This window comes from Sulfitobacter undariae (assembly GCF_014196805.1).
Taxonomy (GTDB): Bacteria; Pseudomonadota; Alphaproteobacteria; order Rhodobacterales; family Rhodobacteraceae; genus Sulfitobacter; species Sulfitobacter undariae.
This window is the reverse complement of record NZ_JACIEI010000005.1, coordinates 48121-64534: the sequence shown is the minus strand read 5'-3', so window position 1 is coordinate 64534 and position 16414 is coordinate 48121. Positions and strand designations below refer to the sequence as shown.

Sequence of the window (16414 nt, the reverse complement as noted above, 5' to 3'; positions counted from 1 at the left end):
GTGCAAAACATCGGGTTTGCACAGCAAACACCCACAACAGCCTTTGTTAGGCTCACTTTTTAGGATCAGCCACTTTTTCAACAGCTACTTCAACTGTCTCGGAAGCCTCAGGCGCAACATCTTCTGGCGCAGGCAAATCACCCTGTACGGCAGGTGACAAGCCCAACATCATGCGCACAATCGTAATCAATTCACTACGCAATTCTGTGCGGGAAGTGACGCGGTCCAGCATCCCATGCTCCAGCAGATATTCCGCACGCTGGAACCCTTCGGGCAGCTTTTCACGGATGGTCTGTTCAATCACACGAGCGCCGGCGAAACCAATCAGTGCATTTGGCTCGGCGATATGAACGTCACCCAGCATCGCATAACTTGCCGTCACGCCTCCTGTGGTGGGGTGGGTCAGCACGACAATGTAGGGCAGGTTTGCTTCTTTGAGCATTTGCACAGCAACTGTTGTGCGCGGCATTTGCATCAGACCCAGAATACCTTCTTGCATGCGCGCGCCGCCAGCCGCTGAAAACAGGATCAACGGACGTTTCAGCTTAACCGCTTCTTGGGCTGCCGCAATGATCGCGTTGCCCACATACATGCCCATGGACCCCCCCATAAAGCTGAAGTCCTGCGCGCAAGCAACAATGGGCGTGCGCCCGATATCGCCAACAGCAACCAACATCGCTTCGTTTTCTTCGGTCTGCTTTTGTGCAGCACGCAGGCGGTCAGGGTATTTCTTTTGGTCGCGAAACTGTAACGGGTCAACCGTGGGTGCGGGCACTTTCACTTCGTTGAAGACACCCCCATCAAACAACGCAACAAAACGATCACGCGGCGTGATGTGCATGTGATGGTTGCAGTTGGTGCAAACGTTCAGGTTATCGCTGACTTCACGGTGAAACAGCATCGTGCCGCATTCATCGCATTTCGTCCAAAGGTTTTCCGGTGTTTCGCGGCGCGAAAAGATCGAGTTGATCCGGGGCCGGACGTAATTGTTAATCCAGTTCATATCGACGCCTCGTTACGTTAGGTTCACCCACCAAATAAGGGTGTAAAAAGGAAATTGCAATCAGCGGCGCAAAGCCAATCTTGCAGCAAGCCAACTCACGATGATCATCGCGAAATCAACGGGCAACCACGCACGCAGTTCTTCCACGTTTTCCATGCCAAAAGACGTGTGCCACAAGGCCAGCCCGCCCAAAGCATCAGGCAGCGAGGTGATCAGCAAGGCCGTTACGTTATTTACCAAATGCACCGCAATCGCTGGCCCGATAGAACCTGATCGTGCAGTCAGGTCAGCCATCAGCAGGCCGAATACCCCCGCCCAAACCACGATCATCACCGCATTCGACCCTGCCTCGGCGGGTTGATAATGCCCCAAGGCAAACAAAAAGGTAGGGATACCCATCCAGATCAAGGGGGATTTAAACCGCGCCCCCAGCTGCTGCTGCAAATACCCACGAAAGAAAATCTCCTCGGCGCTGATCTGAATGAACACCGCCACCAGTGACAGCGGCAACAGGATAATCCACAGACCAAGTCCCAGATTAGGAACCAAAGGACCGCCCATACCGTAGGGTGGCAAGACCAGCAGCACCAGTGCCAACACCGCAAGCACTGTCAAGACGCGGAAGAATTGCGGCACAGCCAGCATTAAAGGCCCCAGCACCGTCAGTGCATCGCGTTTATGGAGAAATGTGACAGCTATAAAGATGCTCAGGGTCGCCACCGCAAAACTGAACAGCAAAACATACATCGCCAACGGCGTGTCCCCTGCAATCAGTTCGCTCTCAAACGAAGGGCGATACTGAATCAGACCGACGACCACCTGCTGATACATAGCGCCCAACAAAAAGTAGATCACCACCATCGCGGCAACCCCCAACAGCAACCGCCACACTTCGGCATGCTGTTTCGCCGCTTGGGTATGAAACGCATGGGCGGAATAGTCAGGCAGAAAACGCATTAAATATCTCTCTGTGGTACAGTACGGAATTTTCTATTTCTGCTTTTAGCAGTCACGGATAAGCCTGTATTTCCTAGGTGTTTCTGCGTTTAACCTAGGTTCACTGCCCTTACAACACAACGCCCCGCAGCGCGCAAATGCTTGCAGCCCTGCCGCCACGGGATTATGCCCTAGGAAAGAATTCTTCGCAGGAGCCCCCACGATGTCCACAAACGCCCGTTTTGACAAATCCAAGTTGCCCAGCCGCCATGTAACAGAAGGGCCTGCGCGCGCGCCGCACCGCTCGTATTACTATGCGATGGGCATGACCGAAGAAGAAATTCACCAGCCTTTGGTCGGCGTCGCAACCTGTTGGAACGAAGCGGCACCTTGTAACATCGCCCTGAACCGTCAGGCGCAATCGGTCAAAGTGGGTGTTGCAGCCGAACAAGGCACGCCACGCGAGTTTACCACCATCACGGTGACAGACGGGATCGCAATGGGCCATGAAGGCATGCGCTCGTCGCTTGCGTCACGTGAAGCAATTGCCGACACTGTCGAATTGACCATGCGCGGCCACTGCTATGACGCGATTGTTGGCCTTGCAGGATGTGACAAATCCCTTCCCGGTATGATGATGGCGATGATCCGTCTCAACGTGCCATCCGTATTCATGTACGGCGGGTCTATCCTGCCGGGCAAAGCGCCAAAAGGCGCGGATGTCCCCGCATCCTTCGCAAACCGTGACCTGACAGTTCAAGACATGTTCGAAGCTGTCGGCAACTGGCAAGGCGGCACGATGAGCGAAGCGGCGCTGGACGTACTTGAGCGCGTGGCTTGCCCCTCTGCGGGTGCCTGTGGCGGCCAATTTACCGCCAACACAATGGCCTGCGTATCAGAGGCGATCGGCCTTGCGCTGCCTAACTCCTCCGGTGCACCAGCCCCCTACGAGAGCCGCGATGAATACGCGATTGCCTCGGGCAAAGCTGTCATGAATCTGATCGAAAAGAATATCCGTGCCCGTGACATCTGCACACGTCAGGCGTTCGAAAACGCGGCACGCATTGTGGCGTGTACAGGCGGCTCCACCAACGCTGGCCTGCACTTGCCAGCCATGGCCCATGAAGCGGGCATTGATTTCTTCCTTGAAGACGTCTGTGAAATCTTCCGCGACACGCCGCATTTCGTCGACATGAAACCCGGCGGTGCTTATGTGGCCAAAGACCTATATGAAGCAGGCGGTGTGCCTGTTGTCATGCGTGAATTGCGCAAAGCGGGCCTGATCCACGAAGACTGCATGACCGTCACAGGCTATTCCATGGGCGAAGAGCTGGATAAAATTCAGCGCGACGCAGATGGCAAGGTGATCCACGAAGTCACAAACCCGATCAGCAAAACCGGCGGCGTTGTCGGCCTGAAAGGCAACCTTGCTCCGGAAGGCGCGATTGTGAAAATCGCTGGGATGAGCGAAGAAGACATCGTATTCACAGGTCCAGCACTGGTGTTTGAATGTGAACAAGACGCATTTGAAGCCGTGCAAAACCGCACCTATTCCGAAGGCGACGTGTTTGTGATCCGTAATGAGGGCCCACGCGGCGGCCCCGGCATGCGCGAAATGCTGGCCACAACTGCGGCACTATCCGGCCAAGGCATGGGTAAAAAGGTTGCTCTGATCACCGATGGCCGTTTCTCAGGCGCAACACGTGGTTTCTGCGTGGGTCACGTCGGGCCAGAGGCGGCATTGGGTGGGCCAATCGGCTTGCTCAAAAATGGCGACATGATCACTTTGAACGCCATCACCGGCTCTATCTCGGTTGATCTGACAGACGAGGAGCTGGCGACACGCAAGGCCGCATGGGAAGGCCCACGTGAGACGCTCTATGGTTCGGGCGCGCTGTGGAAATACGCACAGTTGGTTGGCCCAACCTATTTGGGCGCGGTCACGCATCCTGGCGGCAAGGAAGAGCGCCATGACTATATGGAGCTGTAAAAAGCTTGCCGCGCTCAGCATTACTATGATGCTGGGCGCATGCCAAACGGGCGGCACGGGAAACACGCTTTTGGCTGGCCTTGCGCCCCCCAGCGATGCAGCCCTGCCCACCGTCCCCTTGCGACAAGCAAAAATGATGCGCGGTAAGGTCACGCTAGTTCCGCCAAGCGGTTATTGCATAGACCCAGAAAGCCTGACCCAGAGCTTCGCAATGATGGCCCGTTGCGATGCGCTTGGCGCGGCTACGGGCGGCTCGGGCGCACCGATTGGCATCCTGACCGTTAGTCTGGCCCGCAAAGGCAAAACAGCAGCACTTCCAACGGCTCAGGAAATCGCAGCGACAACAGGATTGGGCGCACCACAAAACGCCAAACGGCAGGCGACCAGCGTTATCTTCAAAACGACAGGCACACCGCCTTCTTCTACTTTAGCCAAACAGCACTGGCGCGCCGTGGCGATGGTAGGCGGGTTTACGATGGGGTCCGCCCTATATGGCCCTGAAGGCCGCCGCGCAGTATCCGCTGAGGGGGCCGAGATTTTAGAAGAAATGATCCAAGGGACCACAAAGAAAACTATCGCGGGCTAAAACGTCTCGGTGCTTGCGTGATCCTGCCGATGCGTGGCATCGTGGCGCAAATATACAGGCCTCGTGTAAATCGCACGACGCTTGTATTAAAATAAAAGTAGTAGGCAGCAGGGCATCGACAATGGCCAAAATCGGCGAAACTCTTTTGGACGCGGCTTTTTTCAAAAGGGCAATCTTGAAATGGGCGCGTATCGCACGCAGGGCCCGTTCGACCGACCTGTCCACGTTACGGTATCACCGTCTGCGCGCGCGCCAACTTAAGGCGCATCTGGACCAGTTGATCCACGTCGCGGACGAACGACTGGCCCTTCCCGTTGCGGATTCCGCCAGCTTTCCCAAACCCCATAACTCGGACTGGGCGTGGCGGCCGCATCTGTGGCGCGGCCCCTTGCCCAAACCTGGCATTGCTGCTGCACCATCCCGTGCCATGTTAGGGGATGAAATTACATTGTTTCACGACTGCCAACTCACTGAATTGACCCTGCGCCAGTTGCGGAACATTCGTGAGGCAGATCTGGCCCCCTACGGCCTGCGCTTGGATGTTTTCCGCTTCGACGGATCGTTTCTGTCGCTGGTTGTTGACCTGCCCGAAGACGCTGTAAACGGCCTGAAACGCACGCATTTGATCCGAATGGATATGATTGTGGAGCTGGAAAAAGAAATCGAAATTTTCGCACGGTTGAACATCAAAAACGGCCCGAACACCGAACAAATTGTGCGCGAGCTAAACCTGTCGCAAGATCGGACTATTGTAGAATTCGATCTGGCCTATGCCGACTTTAACGAAGTAAGGGTCGAAAGCGCATGGGTCGACCTGATTTTTGAAGGCCCTGAAATGAACCAGATTGTTTTACGTGATCTGACATTCTCGCGCCGCCCACGGGCACAAATATAAACACCAGATGAATGTCCGCACACAGGACTACGGAGAATGCGATGACCAAGCTTGTATTGACCAAGACCAAAATGCGACAGGGCATTTGGGAAGGTTTGCTGACTGGCGCAAGCGCAGGATCCAAACCCAACATTCTGGTCACGCACCAAGGGAATTTAGTACCGGGTGTGAGCATCACTGCATTGGATACTGGCACAGACTATGCCGTAAACATCCCGATTCCCCTCGATGCTATCTCGGACGGGATGCAAACCTTGCTGATTATCGACGCGGACAGTGAGACCAAACTTGGGTCAATCGCTTTGATGGCAGGTGAAGCTTTGGGCGACGACTTGCTGGTTGAAGTAGAGCTCTTGCGTGCCGAACTTGATATCCTCAAACGTGCGTTTCGCCGCCATTGCCTTGAAACCAGCTAAGACACTCCCGTCATAGCCAACGGCGGCCAGTAATTCACAATCCTTAAATACAAAAGGCCGCCCGTAACATGGGGCGGCCTTTGAACTTCTATTTCGTCGTTTAGTCCTTAGGGGTCAGTGCTGACAGGCCTTTAAGAATGTCGATGGCATAGGCCAGCTGATAATCTTCAACCCGCAACTCGGCTGCTTTCTCTGCCTTTTCACGATCGGCCTCGATCTGCTTGATCTCGTCTTCGGTCAAGCTGTCATTATTCAGGCTACCGCGCAAATTCGCTTCCGAGCGGGACAGACGCTTTGTTGTTTCGTCTTCCTTCTCTTCCTCAGTGCGGCGGGGGGGCTGGGCAACGATGATGTCAGGCGAAACGCCAAGCGACTGGATTGATCGGCCTGACGGCGTGTAATACCGCGCAGTCGTCAGGCGCATCGCGCCCTGAGAGCGCAATGGCATCACCGTCTGAACCGAGCCTTTACCAAAGCTTTTGGTCCCGATTACAATCGCGCGACGGTGGTCTTGCAACGCACCTGCAACGATTTCGGAAGCCGAAGCAGAGCCGCCGTTAATCAACACAACAATCGGTTTACCTTCTGCCAGATCGCCCAGCTTTGCATTGAAACGCTCGCCATCGGCGGCTTCACGTCCGCGGGTGCTCACGATCTCACCTTCATCAAGAAATGCATCAGAAACCTTGATCGCCTGTGTCAGCAACCCACCGGGGTTATTGCGCAAATCGATCACAAAGCCGTTGATGTTTTCCATCCCGCCTGCGGCCTCGACCTTTTCTTTCAGCTGCTCTTCCAGCTTTGGATAGGTCTGTTCATTAAAGGTACTCAGGCGCAGCACAACACTGTCCCCTTCTGTGCGAGAACGCACCACGGTCAGTTCGATCGTGTCGCGGGTCATGGTCACATCGAAGGGTTCCGGTTCACCTTCGCGCACAACCGTGATCACAATCTCAGAGCCAACCGGCCCACGCATCAGTTCAACCGCGTCATCCAGTAACAGCCCCAGCAGGCTTTCACCGTTTACATGTGTGATAAAATCACCCGATTCGATCCCGGCTTCGTCTGCAGGCGTGCCATCTATCGGGGAAATGACTTTTACAAAGCCTTCTTCCATCGTCACCTGAATACCAAGTCCGCCAAATTCGCCGCGTGTTTGTTCACGCATATCTTCGGCAGCTTTCGGGGACAGATAGCTGGAGTGCGGATCAAGCGAGGTTAGCATCCCGTTGATCGCCGCTTCGATCAACTCGCCGCTATCAACTTCTTCTACGTATTGTGCACGAATTCGTTCAAAAATATCGCCAAAAAGGTCCAACTGCTCATAAACGCTGCTGTTTTTTGCCGCTTCTTGCGCCAGCAATGGGCCAGCAATTTGCGTCGTGGCGATAATGCCCGCGATCGTGCCGCCGGCGGCCGCCATCAAAAACTTCTTCATTTTTTATCCATCCTTGTCGGTCCTAAACCAGGATGCGGGATCCTGCGGGACGTTATTCTGTCTGACTTCTATATAGAGCGTTTCTGACCGTACTGCACCAGCCCCATCACCAACTGTTGACAATTCCCCGCCTATTTCAGGCCCCCCCATCAATCCGATAGGGGTTCCCGCGGCAATCACCTGACCAATTTCGCCATAAACCGTTTCTAATCCAGCCAGTACAAACAATGTATCTGCACGGGGTTCAAGAATCATTACATTGCCAAAATCCAGCAAAGGCCCCTGATACCGGATGGTTGCCGCCGTCGGCGATGTGACAATGGCTCGCGGGCGGGCTGCCATCAGCAGGCCGGGGCGGATAACGCCTGCCGCATCTGGTTCGTTCATCCCGCGCAAGACGATGCTTTGCACAGGCAAGGGGAGGTCCCCAATACGCGCATCGATGGTCACGGGCGTTTCCACGCTGACATCTTCGTTTGATACAATCAACGACAGGCCAGAGGCAAAACCGTCAAGTGTTTCAGTTGAAGCGATAAGGATCGCAGTTGAAACAGGGTCTTCAGTAAAGCGTTTAGGCAGTTCGGTCCGCTCGGCCATTGCTTGGTTCAGCGCGGTGCGAGCGTCCTGAACAGCGGTAAGACTGGTGCGCAATCGTGCTTCGGCATCGGTTTGCAGGGTGCGCAGGGTCTGCACATCTTCCAGATCACGGCGCAACTGCTCCGCGCGCTGGTTCAACGCAGGTGTTAACTCGGCCAGCAGCAGGCCAGCACGGGCGGTTCCGACGGGTCCATCAGGATGCAAAAACGCGGTAGGGTTATCCGTCCCGATGCTTTGCAACACCGCCAGCAATTGCCCCACCTCGCCATCGCGGGCAGTCAGACGTGCGCTTAACTGTGCCTCGCGAATGGCCGCCTGCCGCAGGCCTGTGCGCATTGCTGCCAGCCCTGTCTCAAACGCCTGAATCGTTGCTGTCAGGGCGCGCACGCGATCCCGCGCCTTATCGGCCGCATCCAGTTGCATTGCAGCATCTTCCAGCATCACAACCGCCGCACGCGCCTGAGACGCAGCATCCCCCTGCGCAAAAGCACTGGTAGCAACGACAATCCAAACAAAGGCGGCGCGCAGGATCATACGAGTAAATTCTCTCCGGTCATCTCGGCAGGTTGGTCCAACCCCATCAACGCCAACACCGTCGGCGCCAAGTCGGCCAAACGCCCTTTGCGCAGTCCAGCCCTCGCAGGGCCGCCCACAACAACCACTGGAACAGGGTTGAGCGTATGCGCCGTGTGTGGCCCACCTGTTTCGGGGTCTATCATCATTTCGCAGTTCCCATGGTCCGCGGTGACAATCATTGCCCCCCCGACCTTTTCCAGTGCTGCCATGACGCGACCCAGCCCCGCATCCACGGCCTCACAAGCTGCGATAGCAGCAGACAGATCGCCTGTATGGCCAACCATATCAGGATTAGCATAATTCACGACAATCAAATCATACTGCGCTTCAATCGCCTTCACGAATTGATCGGTCACCTGCATGCTCGACATCTCGGGTTGCAGATCATAGGTCGCCACTTTGGGTGACAGCGGCATAAAGCGGTCTTCGCCGGTTTCCGGCTCTTCTGCGCCACCGTTAAGGAAGAACGTCACATGCGGATATTTCTCGGTCTCGGCCAAGCGGAACTGGCGTAGACCTTTGGCGGCCACCCATGCGCCCAGCGTGTTCACGATCTGCGGTTTCGGATACATTGTGGTCATGTAAATACTATGGGCGGACGAATACTCCGCCATCCCCAAGACAGCCGCCCATGCGATAGCTGTGCCACGGTCAAAGCCGTTGAATTCTGGCGCGGCAAGGGCTGACATAATCTCACGCGCACGGTCAGCGCGGAAATTGAGGCAGAAGAACCCATCCCCGTCCTTTGCCCCTGCATAGTCGCCTATCACACAGGGTTTGATGAATTCATCGACGACATCCACCGCGTAAGACGCTTCTACAGCCGCTGCTGCGCTGTCCGTTGCTACACCGCGACCCTGTGCAATAGCCGCATGGGCCTGCGACACGCGCTCCCATCGGTTATCGCGGTCCATCGCGTAATAGCGCCCTGTTAGGGTCACAATACGGGCATTTTCAGGCAGCGTTTTCTCCAGATGTGCCAGATCAGCCAGCGCAGATTGCGGTGCCACATCGCGCCCGTCTGTCAGCGCATGGATAGCAACGGGAATACCTGCATCCGTTAGCGCCCGCACCGCAGCAATCATGTGTTCGATATGTCCGTGCACACCGCCCTGCGATACCAATCCCATCAAGTGAGCCGTGCCACCAGATGCCTTCATCGCCGCGATAAATTCCAACATTGGCGGATGCACGGCAAAGCTGCCCTCTTCAACCGCCAAATCAATCTGCCCCAAATCCATTGCCACCACACGGCCTGCGCCAATGTTGGTATGCCCCACCTCGGAATTCCCCATCTGGCCGCGCGGCAACCCCACATCGGGACCAAAGGTGGTCAGTGTCGCTGACGGGCCTTGCGCCATCAGACGGTCCATATTTGGTGTCTTTGCCAGCAGCGGCGCATTGCCCTGCTCGCTGGTGCCAATGCCCCAGCCGTCGAGGATACATAATACAACAGGTTTCGGAGATGACATGGGCGAGATAGCTCCATCGCAGGTAAACATTTGCGCGTCTTGTACCTAGGACAGAGGCAGACGTGAACCACTTTATCCCTATGCTACGACACGCAGAGCGATATTCCCCGAAATACTGCCACAGTCGGCCCTGCGAAAACACGCCACAAGCGGCCCCCCCCTTGCCCGCGCCGCCTGCATTGGTCATAACGATGCAAACGATATTTCTCACGCTTAAAGGCCTGATATGACAATGAACGCACCCGAAACCCGCATCGTCACCACATTCCGCGTATCTTGTGACGGCAGCGAAGGCGCATTGGGCCACCCGCGCGTCTGGCTACAAATCCCCGCCGATAAGGGCTGGGTTGAGTGCGGCTATTGCGATTGCAAATTCATCCACGAAGATTTTGAAGGCAAAGTCTGAAACGGCTATTCCTCTTTCTCTGCTTGCTCCCACTCAGCTATTTGGGAGCAGCGACGCTAGGCGCTGTTCTCACAAATCGTCTGAACCCAGATATCGGACAGCAAACAAACGTCATTTTTCTGGCCAAAGGCCCGATACATTACGACTTTGTCCTCCCAATTGATGCGCAGACCCGTGCTGCCTTTAGCGGCGTAAACTATCCGCCACTGACCCAAACCGATGCTCAAACGCTGATAATCGGCTGGGGGGCGGAGGCCTTTTATACCACCACAGGAAGTTACCGTGATATCAGCGGCAGTGCCATTTGGCGCGGCATCTTCGGCGACAACGGCGTAATCCGTATGGATGTATCCGGCCCGCTACGCACGGATCACACACTACGCAAAATATCGCTCACCGATGCCCAATATCGGCGTTTTTTAAACGCCCTTGTCACCAGTTTTGAAGGGGTCGACGCCCTCCCGAACATCGGATTCACATCAACTGACGCGTTTTTCCCTGCCAAAAAAGAATTCAATATCCTGAACACCTGCAATGTCTGGATTGGTGAGGTCTTACGCAGCGCGGGAGTGCAGTTCGGGATGTGGACGCCACTGCCATTGTCGGTCACTCTGTCACATAGGTTATATCACCCTACATAGACCGCGCTATCTACTGGCAGATTTGGCGTGCCCATGGCAAAAGGAAGGTCACTGCACATAAGGAGCATCGGCACATGGCATTCGGCAAAGGGCACCACCTTCATCTGATCGACGGCTCGGCGTTTATTTTCCGCGCCTACCACGCGCTGCCCCCCCTGACGCGCAAATCAGACGGGCTGCCCATTGGCGCTGTGGCAGGGTTTTGCAACATGCTGCAACGTTATGTCGAAGGGAACGCAGGCGGGGATGTTACGCATGTTGCTGTGATCTTTGACAAAGGGTCACATACATTCCGCAACGATATGTACGACCTGTACAAAGCCAACCGCGAAGCGATGCCCGAAGACCTGCGCCCGCAAATGCCCCTGACCCGTGAAGCCACAATTGCCTTTAACATCGCCTGTGAAGAAATCGAAGGCTATGAGGCCGACGATATCATCGCCACGCTGGCCGTTCAGGCACGTGCGGCGGGCGGGCGCTGTACCATCATCAGCTCCGATAAAGACCTGATGCAACTGGTCGGCGGTGGCGTTGAGATGTTCGATGCCATGAAAAACAACACCATCGACCGCGACGGCGTGCATGCCAAATTCGGCGTATTCCCTGAACGCGTGGTAGATGTGCAAGCATTGGCAGGCGACAGCGTGGATAACGTACCGGGTGCCCCCGGCATCGGGATCAAAACGGCTGCTTTGCTGATCAACGAATACGGCGATCTGGAAACACTTCTGTCGCGTGCCGAAGAGATCAAGCAACCCAAACGCCGCCAAACCTTGATCGACAACGCAGACCAAATCCGCCTGTCCAAACGTCTGGTACAACTGGATGAAAATACACCGCTGGGCTTTACGCTGGATGATCTGGAAGTCCGCGACCCTGATCCCGAAAAGCTGCTGAAATTCCTCACGGAAATGGAGTTCCGCACCCTTACCAAACGCATCGCGGATACGCTCAAAGTCGAGGCGCCGACCATCCCAGAACCCGTGCCCAGCGCCGAAGCCCCTGTGATTGACGCCGTGCCGTTTGATCAGGCCACCTACACTATGGTCGGCGACAAAGACGCGCTGCAAACGTGGATCGACCGGATTTATGCGCGCGGCTATGTGGCTGTGGATACCGAGACAACCGGCCTTGATGAAATGGTCGTCGATCTGGTTGGCATCAGCCTGTGCGTTGAGGCGGGCGAGGCCTGCTATATTCCGCTGATCCACAAAGCCAGCCGCGCGGATGACCTTTTTGGTTCTGATGATCTAGCCGAAGGGCAGATGAAGCTGGAAGACGCATTACAGATGCTGACCCCGATGCTGGAGGATCCTTCAATCCTCAAAATCGGGCAAAACATGAAGTATGACGCCAAGATTTTTGCACAGCTTGGCATCACCGTTGCGCCTTTTGATGACACAATGCTGATGAGCTATGCGATGCACGCGGGCCTGCACGGGCACGGCATGGACACGCTGTCCGAACGTTATCTCAACCATACACCCATCCCGATCAAACCGCTGCTTGGCTCTGGTAAATCTGCCGTGACCTTTGACAAGGTGCCGTTAGAACAGGCCGTGCCTTATGCAGCTGAGGACGCAGATATCACCCTGCGCCTGTGGCAACAGTTCAAACCCGCCTTGCACCGCGTCGGCACCACCCGCGTTTATGAAACGATGGAGCGCCCCTTGGTGCCGGTTTTGGCGCAGATGGAGCGATATGGCGTTAAGGTTGACCGTGATACACTCAGCCGTATGTCCAACGCTTTTGCACAGAAAATGGCGGGCCTAGAGGCCGAAATTCACGAAATGGCGGGCCGCCCTTTCAATGTCGGCTCCCCCAAACAGTTGGGTGAAATCCTGTTTGACGAAATGGGTTTGGAAGGCGGCAAAAAGGGTAAAACTGGTGCCTATGCTACAGGTGTTGATGTGCTTGAGGACCTCGCGACAGAACATGAGATGCCTGCGCGGGTGCTGGACTGGCGGCAGCTGTCCAAGCTGAAATCGACGTATACCGATGCGCTGCAAACCCATATCAACGCCGACACGGGCCGCGTTCACACGTCCTATTCCATCACAGGCGCGTCCACGGGGCGCTTATCCTCTACCGACCCGAACCTGCAAAACATCCCGATCCGTTCTGAGGAAGGCCGCCGCATTCGTGAGGCCTTTGTCGCGGAAGAGGGCAAGACGCTTGTCGCGCTGGACTATTCCCAAATTGAATTGCGCCTGTTGGCCCATATCGCCAACCTGCCTGCGTTGAAACAAGCCTTTGCAGACGGTTTGGACATTCACGCCATGACGGCCAGCGAGATGTTCAATGTCCCGATGGAAGACATGACACCCGACATCCGCCGCCAAGCCAAGGCTATCAACTTTGGTGTCATCTATGGCATTTCGGGCTTTGGCCTTGCCCGTAATCTGCGCATCCCCCGCGCCGAGGCGCAGGGGTTCATTGACCGTTACTTTGAACGTTTCCCCGGCATCCGCACCTATATGGATGACACCAAAGCCTTTGCCAAAGAGCATGGCTACGTGCAGACGCTGTTTGGCCGTAAAATCCACACGCCTGAGATCGCCTCCAAAGGCCCACGGGCAGGGTTTGCCGCCCGCGCCGCGATCAACGCGCCGATCCAAGGCACCGCCGCCGATGTGATCCGCCGCGCCATGATCCGCATGCCTACTGCGATTGAGGGAATGCCTGCCAAGATGCTGTTGCAGGTCCACGATGAATTGCTGTTCGAGGTGGATAAAGGAGCCGAAGACGCGCTGATCGCTGCTGCCCGCGACGTGATGGAAAACGCCTCTGATCCTGTGGTGAAACTAGACGTAAAGCTGAGCGTCGATGCAGGCATGGGGGCGAATTGGGCAGAAGCACATTGAACCTGCCCACCCTCTATTCCTTTCGCCGCTGCCCTTATGCGATGCGTGCACGCCTTGCTTTGCTGGTTTCGGCCCAACAGGTCGAATTGCGCGAAATTGTCCTGCGCGACAAACCCGCCGCGTTTCTGGACACATCGCCTTCTGGCACGGTGCCCTGCATGGTCGCAGGCGACACGGTTCTGGATGAGAGTTTGGACATCATGATTTGGGCGTTGGAACGCAATGACCCGCAAGGTTGGCTTAATATGCCAGCGGCGGGGCGTGATCTGATCGCACGCGCCGACGGGCCGTTCAAACACGCGCTGGACCGCACAAAATATGCAACGCGTTATCCTGATGAGGATGCAAACCACCACCGTATGCAGGCGTGTGAGTTTCTAAATGATCTTGATGCACAGCTTGGCATATGGCTGTTCGGTGACCGCCCCACGCTGGCTGATTACGCAATTCTGCCCTTCGTTCGCCAATTCGCTTTCATCGACAAATCATGGTTCGATGCACAACCTTGGCCTGCCCTACACCTCTGGCTGTCGCGGTTTTTAGACTCGGATGAATTTTCCGCCGTCATGCATAAATACCCGCAGTGGCATGTGGGCGATGACCCGCAGCTATTCTGATACAATCAGCCGCGCCACAACGCGCCATGTAGAGGGTGCGACAAACGACACTGTCGGGCAGGGATCATAGTGCTTCCATCCAACCCAAAGTACCTTCTGTGTGGCCATTGGGTGTGTATTCACCACTGACCCAACCCTGATAGCTCGCTGCACGCATTGCGGTAAACAGAGCCGGAAAATCCACCCCACCGCTGTAGGGAGCACCGCGTGATGGCGTATCACCGAGCTGCACATGCGTTATCAAATCGCAATATGTATTAAACACCTCTACGGCGTCACCATGGATCATCTGGGCGTGATAGCTGTCGAATTGCAAACGCACATTCGGGGCATTTACTGCCGTGATAATGTCTGCTGCCAGCGCGTAATCGTTCAAAAAGTAATCAGGCTGGGATTCGGGGCAAAGCGGCTCTAACAATAGGGTTATGCCTTTAGGCGCTGTTTTGGCGGCCTCTTTCAGATTGGCAATCATCGTGTCTTTTGCAATCTCGCCTTGCGTATAACCAGACATCACATGGATCATCGGCACCCGCAGCGCCTGCGCATAGCGGTACGTGCGCAGCATATCAGAGGCAAACCGCGCCTCACTTCCTGCTACCGCAGCGAAACCACGTGCGCCGCCCGTATAATTAGGCGGCGGCGCGTTGATAAGCACCATCTGCAAGCCAGCCCGTATGAGGGCATGTCTGGTTTCCTGCGCGGGGGTTTCATAAGGAAACAGCACTTCCACGCCCTTAAACCCCGCTGCCGAAGCGGCTTCAAAGCGCTCAAGGTAAGGAAGCTCTGGCCACAGGTGGCTTAAATTGGCGGCTGGTTTCATGGCTTGGCTCCTGCATCTATCAACATCGCCATCATCTGCGGATCATCAAACTCTGCCGCATAACTCAAGACGGAGACACCTTTGGCATCGCGCACATTTACATTGGCCCCCGCAGCCAACAGCGCGGGTACAAAATCCGTTCCGTCCGGCTCTAGCAAGTGAATCATGATGGGCGTACGCCCTTGGTGGTCGGTTAAGTTTACGTCTGCCCCTGCGGACACCGCAACATCAATCAGCGACGGATCAATGATCACATGCAGCAGCGCATGCCCTTCGTCGTTTTGCGCATTAACATCCGCACCAAACCTCTGAAGCAGAGCCAGCTTTTCAGCGAAACCCAGATAATCCAGAACATGGATTGCCGTAAAACCGTATTTATCGGCCCGCACAGCTAAGTCTGGTTCATGCTCCAACGCGTCTTTCACGCCAGTCAACGTGCCAACGGCGACCAGCTCAAAAAACGCCTCCAGCGGCGTGCCATGTGCAACAGCAGGCTGAGGCGTCAGGCCCAATGCTGCGAACAGCACGGCCAACATCTTACGGATAGGTTTCATGCTCATTCCTGCGGTAAATCTTCTGACGGGATGATGCCAAAGAAGGCGCCGCCAGACCAAACTCCGAACCATCCCTCATGATGCACACCCAGATCGACAAGTCTGTAGAAACTTTTGCGATCGATCAGTGCCTCAAGGTTACGCCGCACGCGGACATAGGGGGAGGGTTCACCTGTTTTTTCATCCCGTACAAACCGCATTGGCGCTTCTGGCCCTGCGACAGAGACATCCTCAAGATTGGTGGTAAAGGTCAACATTTGCGCCTCGCCCTCACCTGTCACTTCAAAATCCACGGCAACAAAAGGCGCGTCATTCACGCGAATGCCGACCTTTTCAACGGGTGTCACCAGAAAATAATTTTCGTCTTCGCGGATCAGAATGGAGGCAAAAAGTTTGACCAAACCCTGCCTGCCGATGGGCGTGCCTTCATAAAACCACGTCCCGTCTCGGCGGATTTCCATATCAATGTCACCGCAAAACGGTGGGTTCCACTGCTCAACAGGCGGTAAACCGCGCGATTTCGTTGCTTTTATCGTCGCAGCGAGGCTTTCTGCCGACGGTGTAACAGTTTTTTGTCCGCTCATTGCTTTTGCCATTCCATCA

At 55.6% G+C, this 16414-nt stretch carries 16 protein-coding genes; 8 read left to right on the top strand and 8 right to left on the bottom strand.

The features are described from left to right. Window positions 1–52: 52 nt before the first annotated feature. Both accD and GGR95_RS09460 read right to left on the bottom strand, forming a co-directional pair. Complete coding sequence (gene accD / locus GGR95_RS09465) at window positions 53–1003, bottom strand: acetyl-CoA carboxylase, carboxyltransferase subunit beta (protein ID WP_184565181.1); 951 nt, start codon at window positions 1001–1003, stop codon at window positions 53–55. 60 nt (window positions 1004–1063) lie between these two features. Continuing rightward, the gene (locus tag GGR95_RS09460; RefSeq protein ID WP_184565179.1) at window positions 1064–1960 is read right to left on the bottom strand and encodes a CPBP family intramembrane glutamic endopeptidase; all 897 of its coding nucleotides are present in this window, start codon (window positions 1958–1960) and stop codon (window positions 1064–1066) included. A gap of 202 nt (window positions 1961–2162) precedes the next feature. Between GGR95_RS09460 and ilvD the strand changes: the two genes are divergently transcribed. The 4 genes from ilvD to GGR95_RS09440 all read left to right on the top strand — a co-directional run bounded on the left by ilvD (window position 2163) and on the right by GGR95_RS09440 (window position 5826). After that, on the top strand, window positions 2163–3929 hold the full coding sequence (ilvD, locus tag GGR95_RS09455; RefSeq protein ID WP_184565177.1) for a dihydroxy-acid dehydratase: 1767 nt from the start codon (window positions 2163–2165) through the stop codon (window positions 3927–3929). Next, a complete protein-coding gene (locus GGR95_RS09450; RefSeq protein WP_184565175.1) occupies window positions 3910–4515 on the top strand; it encodes a hypothetical protein in 606 nt (201 codons plus the stop codon). The genes ilvD and GGR95_RS09450 overlap by 20 nt, the downstream gene beginning before the upstream one ends. A gap of 121 nt (window positions 4516–4636) precedes the next feature. Next, window positions 4637–5410, top strand: a complete 774-nt coding sequence (locus GGR95_RS09445; protein WP_184565173.1) for a DUF6478 family protein — start codon at window positions 4637–4639, stop codon at window positions 5408–5410. Window positions 5411–5451: 41 nt separating this feature from the next. Beyond that, the gene (locus GGR95_RS09440) at window positions 5452–5826 is read left to right on the top strand and encodes a hypothetical protein (RefSeq protein ID WP_184565171.1); all 375 of its coding nucleotides are present in this window, start codon (window positions 5452–5454) and stop codon (window positions 5824–5826) included. Window positions 5827–5926: 100 nt separating this feature from the next. Here the strand turns inward: GGR95_RS09440 and GGR95_RS09435 are convergent, their stop codons facing one another. Genes GGR95_RS09435 through gpmI form a run of 3 tightly spaced genes read right to left on the bottom strand, consistent with a single transcriptional unit; the run spans window position 5927 to window position 9909 of the window. Then, window positions 5927–7264: a S41 family peptidase gene (locus GGR95_RS09435; protein ID WP_184565169.1), complete on the bottom strand. Its 1338-nt coding sequence runs from the start codon at window positions 7262–7264 to the stop codon at window positions 5927–5929. A gap of 3 nt (window positions 7265–7267) precedes the next feature. Next, complete coding sequence (locus GGR95_RS09430) at window positions 7268–8395, bottom strand: murein hydrolase activator EnvC family protein (protein ID WP_184565168.1); 1128 nt, start codon at window positions 8393–8395, stop codon at window positions 7268–7270. Then, on the bottom strand, window positions 8392–9909 hold the full coding sequence (gene gpmI / locus GGR95_RS09425) for a 2,3-bisphosphoglycerate-independent phosphoglycerate mutase (protein WP_184565165.1): 1518 nt from the start codon (window positions 9907–9909) through the stop codon (window positions 8392–8394). Before gpmI ends, GGR95_RS09430 begins: the two co-directional genes overlap by 4 nt. A 226-nt stretch (window positions 9910–10135) precedes the next feature. Between gpmI and GGR95_RS09420 the strand changes: the two genes are divergently transcribed. The 4 genes from GGR95_RS09420 to GGR95_RS09405 all read left to right on the top strand — a co-directional run bounded on the left by GGR95_RS09420 (window position 10136) and on the right by GGR95_RS09405 (window position 14437). Continuing rightward, window positions 10136–10315, top strand: coding sequence for a zinc-finger domain-containing protein (locus tag GGR95_RS09420; RefSeq protein WP_184565163.1), 180 nt, complete (start codon window positions 10136–10138; stop codon window positions 10313–10315). Window positions 10316–10338: 23 nt separating this feature from the next. After that, window positions 10339–10956, top strand: a complete 618-nt coding sequence (locus tag GGR95_RS09415; protein WP_184565161.1) for a DUF2459 domain-containing protein — start codon at window positions 10339–10341, stop codon at window positions 10954–10956. Window positions 10957–11030: 74 nt separating this feature from the next. Further along, window positions 11031–13820, top strand: coding sequence for a DNA polymerase I (polA, locus tag GGR95_RS09410; protein WP_184565159.1), 2790 nt, complete (start codon window positions 11031–11033; stop codon window positions 13818–13820). Next, the gene (locus tag GGR95_RS09405) at window positions 13817–14437 is read left to right on the top strand and encodes a glutathione S-transferase (RefSeq protein ID WP_281395942.1); all 621 of its coding nucleotides are present in this window, start codon (window positions 13817–13819) and stop codon (window positions 14435–14437) included. Before polA ends, GGR95_RS09405 begins: the two co-directional genes overlap by 4 nt. Before the next feature lie 64 nt (window positions 14438–14501). Here the strand turns inward: GGR95_RS09405 and GGR95_RS09400 are convergent, their stop codons facing one another. From GGR95_RS09400 to GGR95_RS09390, 3 genes are read right to left on the bottom strand one after another with little or no spacing between them, the layout of a single operon-like run. Beyond that, the gene (locus GGR95_RS09400) at window positions 14502–15257 is read right to left on the bottom strand and encodes a hydroxypyruvate isomerase family protein (RefSeq protein WP_184565156.1); all 756 of its coding nucleotides are present in this window, start codon (window positions 15255–15257) and stop codon (window positions 14502–14504) included. Further along, the gene (locus GGR95_RS09395; RefSeq protein WP_221384812.1) at window positions 15254–15817 is read right to left on the bottom strand and encodes an ankyrin repeat domain-containing protein; all 564 of its coding nucleotides are present in this window, start codon (window positions 15815–15817) and stop codon (window positions 15254–15256) included. Before GGR95_RS09395 ends, GGR95_RS09400 begins: the two co-directional genes overlap by 4 nt. Then, entirely contained in the window at window positions 15814–16395 is a 582-nt protein-coding gene (locus GGR95_RS09390; protein WP_184565153.1) for a DUF1285 domain-containing protein, read from the bottom strand. Before GGR95_RS09390 ends, GGR95_RS09395 begins: the two co-directional genes overlap by 4 nt. Window positions 16396–16414: the final 19 nt, after the last annotated feature.

Bases quoted from the DNA above. Each gene is read 5' to 3' on its own strand.
- accD (WP_184565181.1), bottom strand. From the start codon at position 1,003: ATGAACTGGATTAACAATTACGTCCGGCCCCGGATCAACTCGATCTTT.
- GGR95_RS09460 (WP_184565179.1), bottom strand. From the start codon at position 1,960: ATGCGTTTTCTGCCTGACTATTCCGCCCATGCGTTTCATACCCAAGCG.
- ilvD (WP_184565177.1), top strand. From the start codon at position 2,163: ATGTCCACAAACGCCCGTTTTGACAAATCCAAGTTGCCCAGCCGCCAT.
- GGR95_RS09450 (WP_184565175.1), top strand. From the start codon at position 3,910: ATGACTATATGGAGCTGTAAAAAGCTTGCCGCGCTCAGCATTACTATG.
- GGR95_RS09445 (WP_184565173.1), top strand. From the start codon at position 4,637: ATGGCCAAAATCGGCGAAACTCTTTTGGACGCGGCTTTTTTCAAAAGG.
- GGR95_RS09440 (WP_184565171.1), top strand. From the start codon at position 5,452: ATGACCAAGCTTGTATTGACCAAGACCAAAATGCGACAGGGCATTTGG.
- GGR95_RS09435 (WP_184565169.1), bottom strand. From the start codon at position 7,264: ATGAAGAAGTTTTTGATGGCGGCCGCCGGCGGCACGATCGCGGGCATT.
- GGR95_RS09430 (WP_184565168.1), bottom strand. From the start codon at position 8,395: ATGATCCTGCGCGCCGCCTTTGTTTGGATTGTCGTTGCTACCAGTGCT.
- gpmI (WP_184565165.1), bottom strand. From the start codon at position 9,909: ATGTCATCTCCGAAACCTGTTGTATTATGTATCCTCGACGGCTGGGGC.
- GGR95_RS09420 (WP_184565163.1), top strand. From the start codon at position 10,136: ATGACAATGAACGCACCCGAAACCCGCATCGTCACCACATTCCGCGTA.
- polA (WP_184565159.1), top strand. From the start codon at position 11,031: ATGGCATTCGGCAAAGGGCACCACCTTCATCTGATCGACGGCTCGGCG.
- GGR95_RS09400 (WP_184565156.1), bottom strand. From the start codon at position 15,257: ATGAAACCAGCCGCCAATTTAAGCCACCTGTGGCCAGAGCTTCCTTAC.
- GGR95_RS09395 (WP_221384812.1), bottom strand. From the start codon at position 15,817: ATGAGCATGAAACCTATCCGTAAGATGTTGGCCGTGCTGTTCGCAGCA.
- GGR95_RS09390 (WP_184565153.1), bottom strand. From the start codon at position 16,395: ATGAGCGGACAAAAAACTGTTACACCGTCGGCAGAAAGCCTCGCTGCG.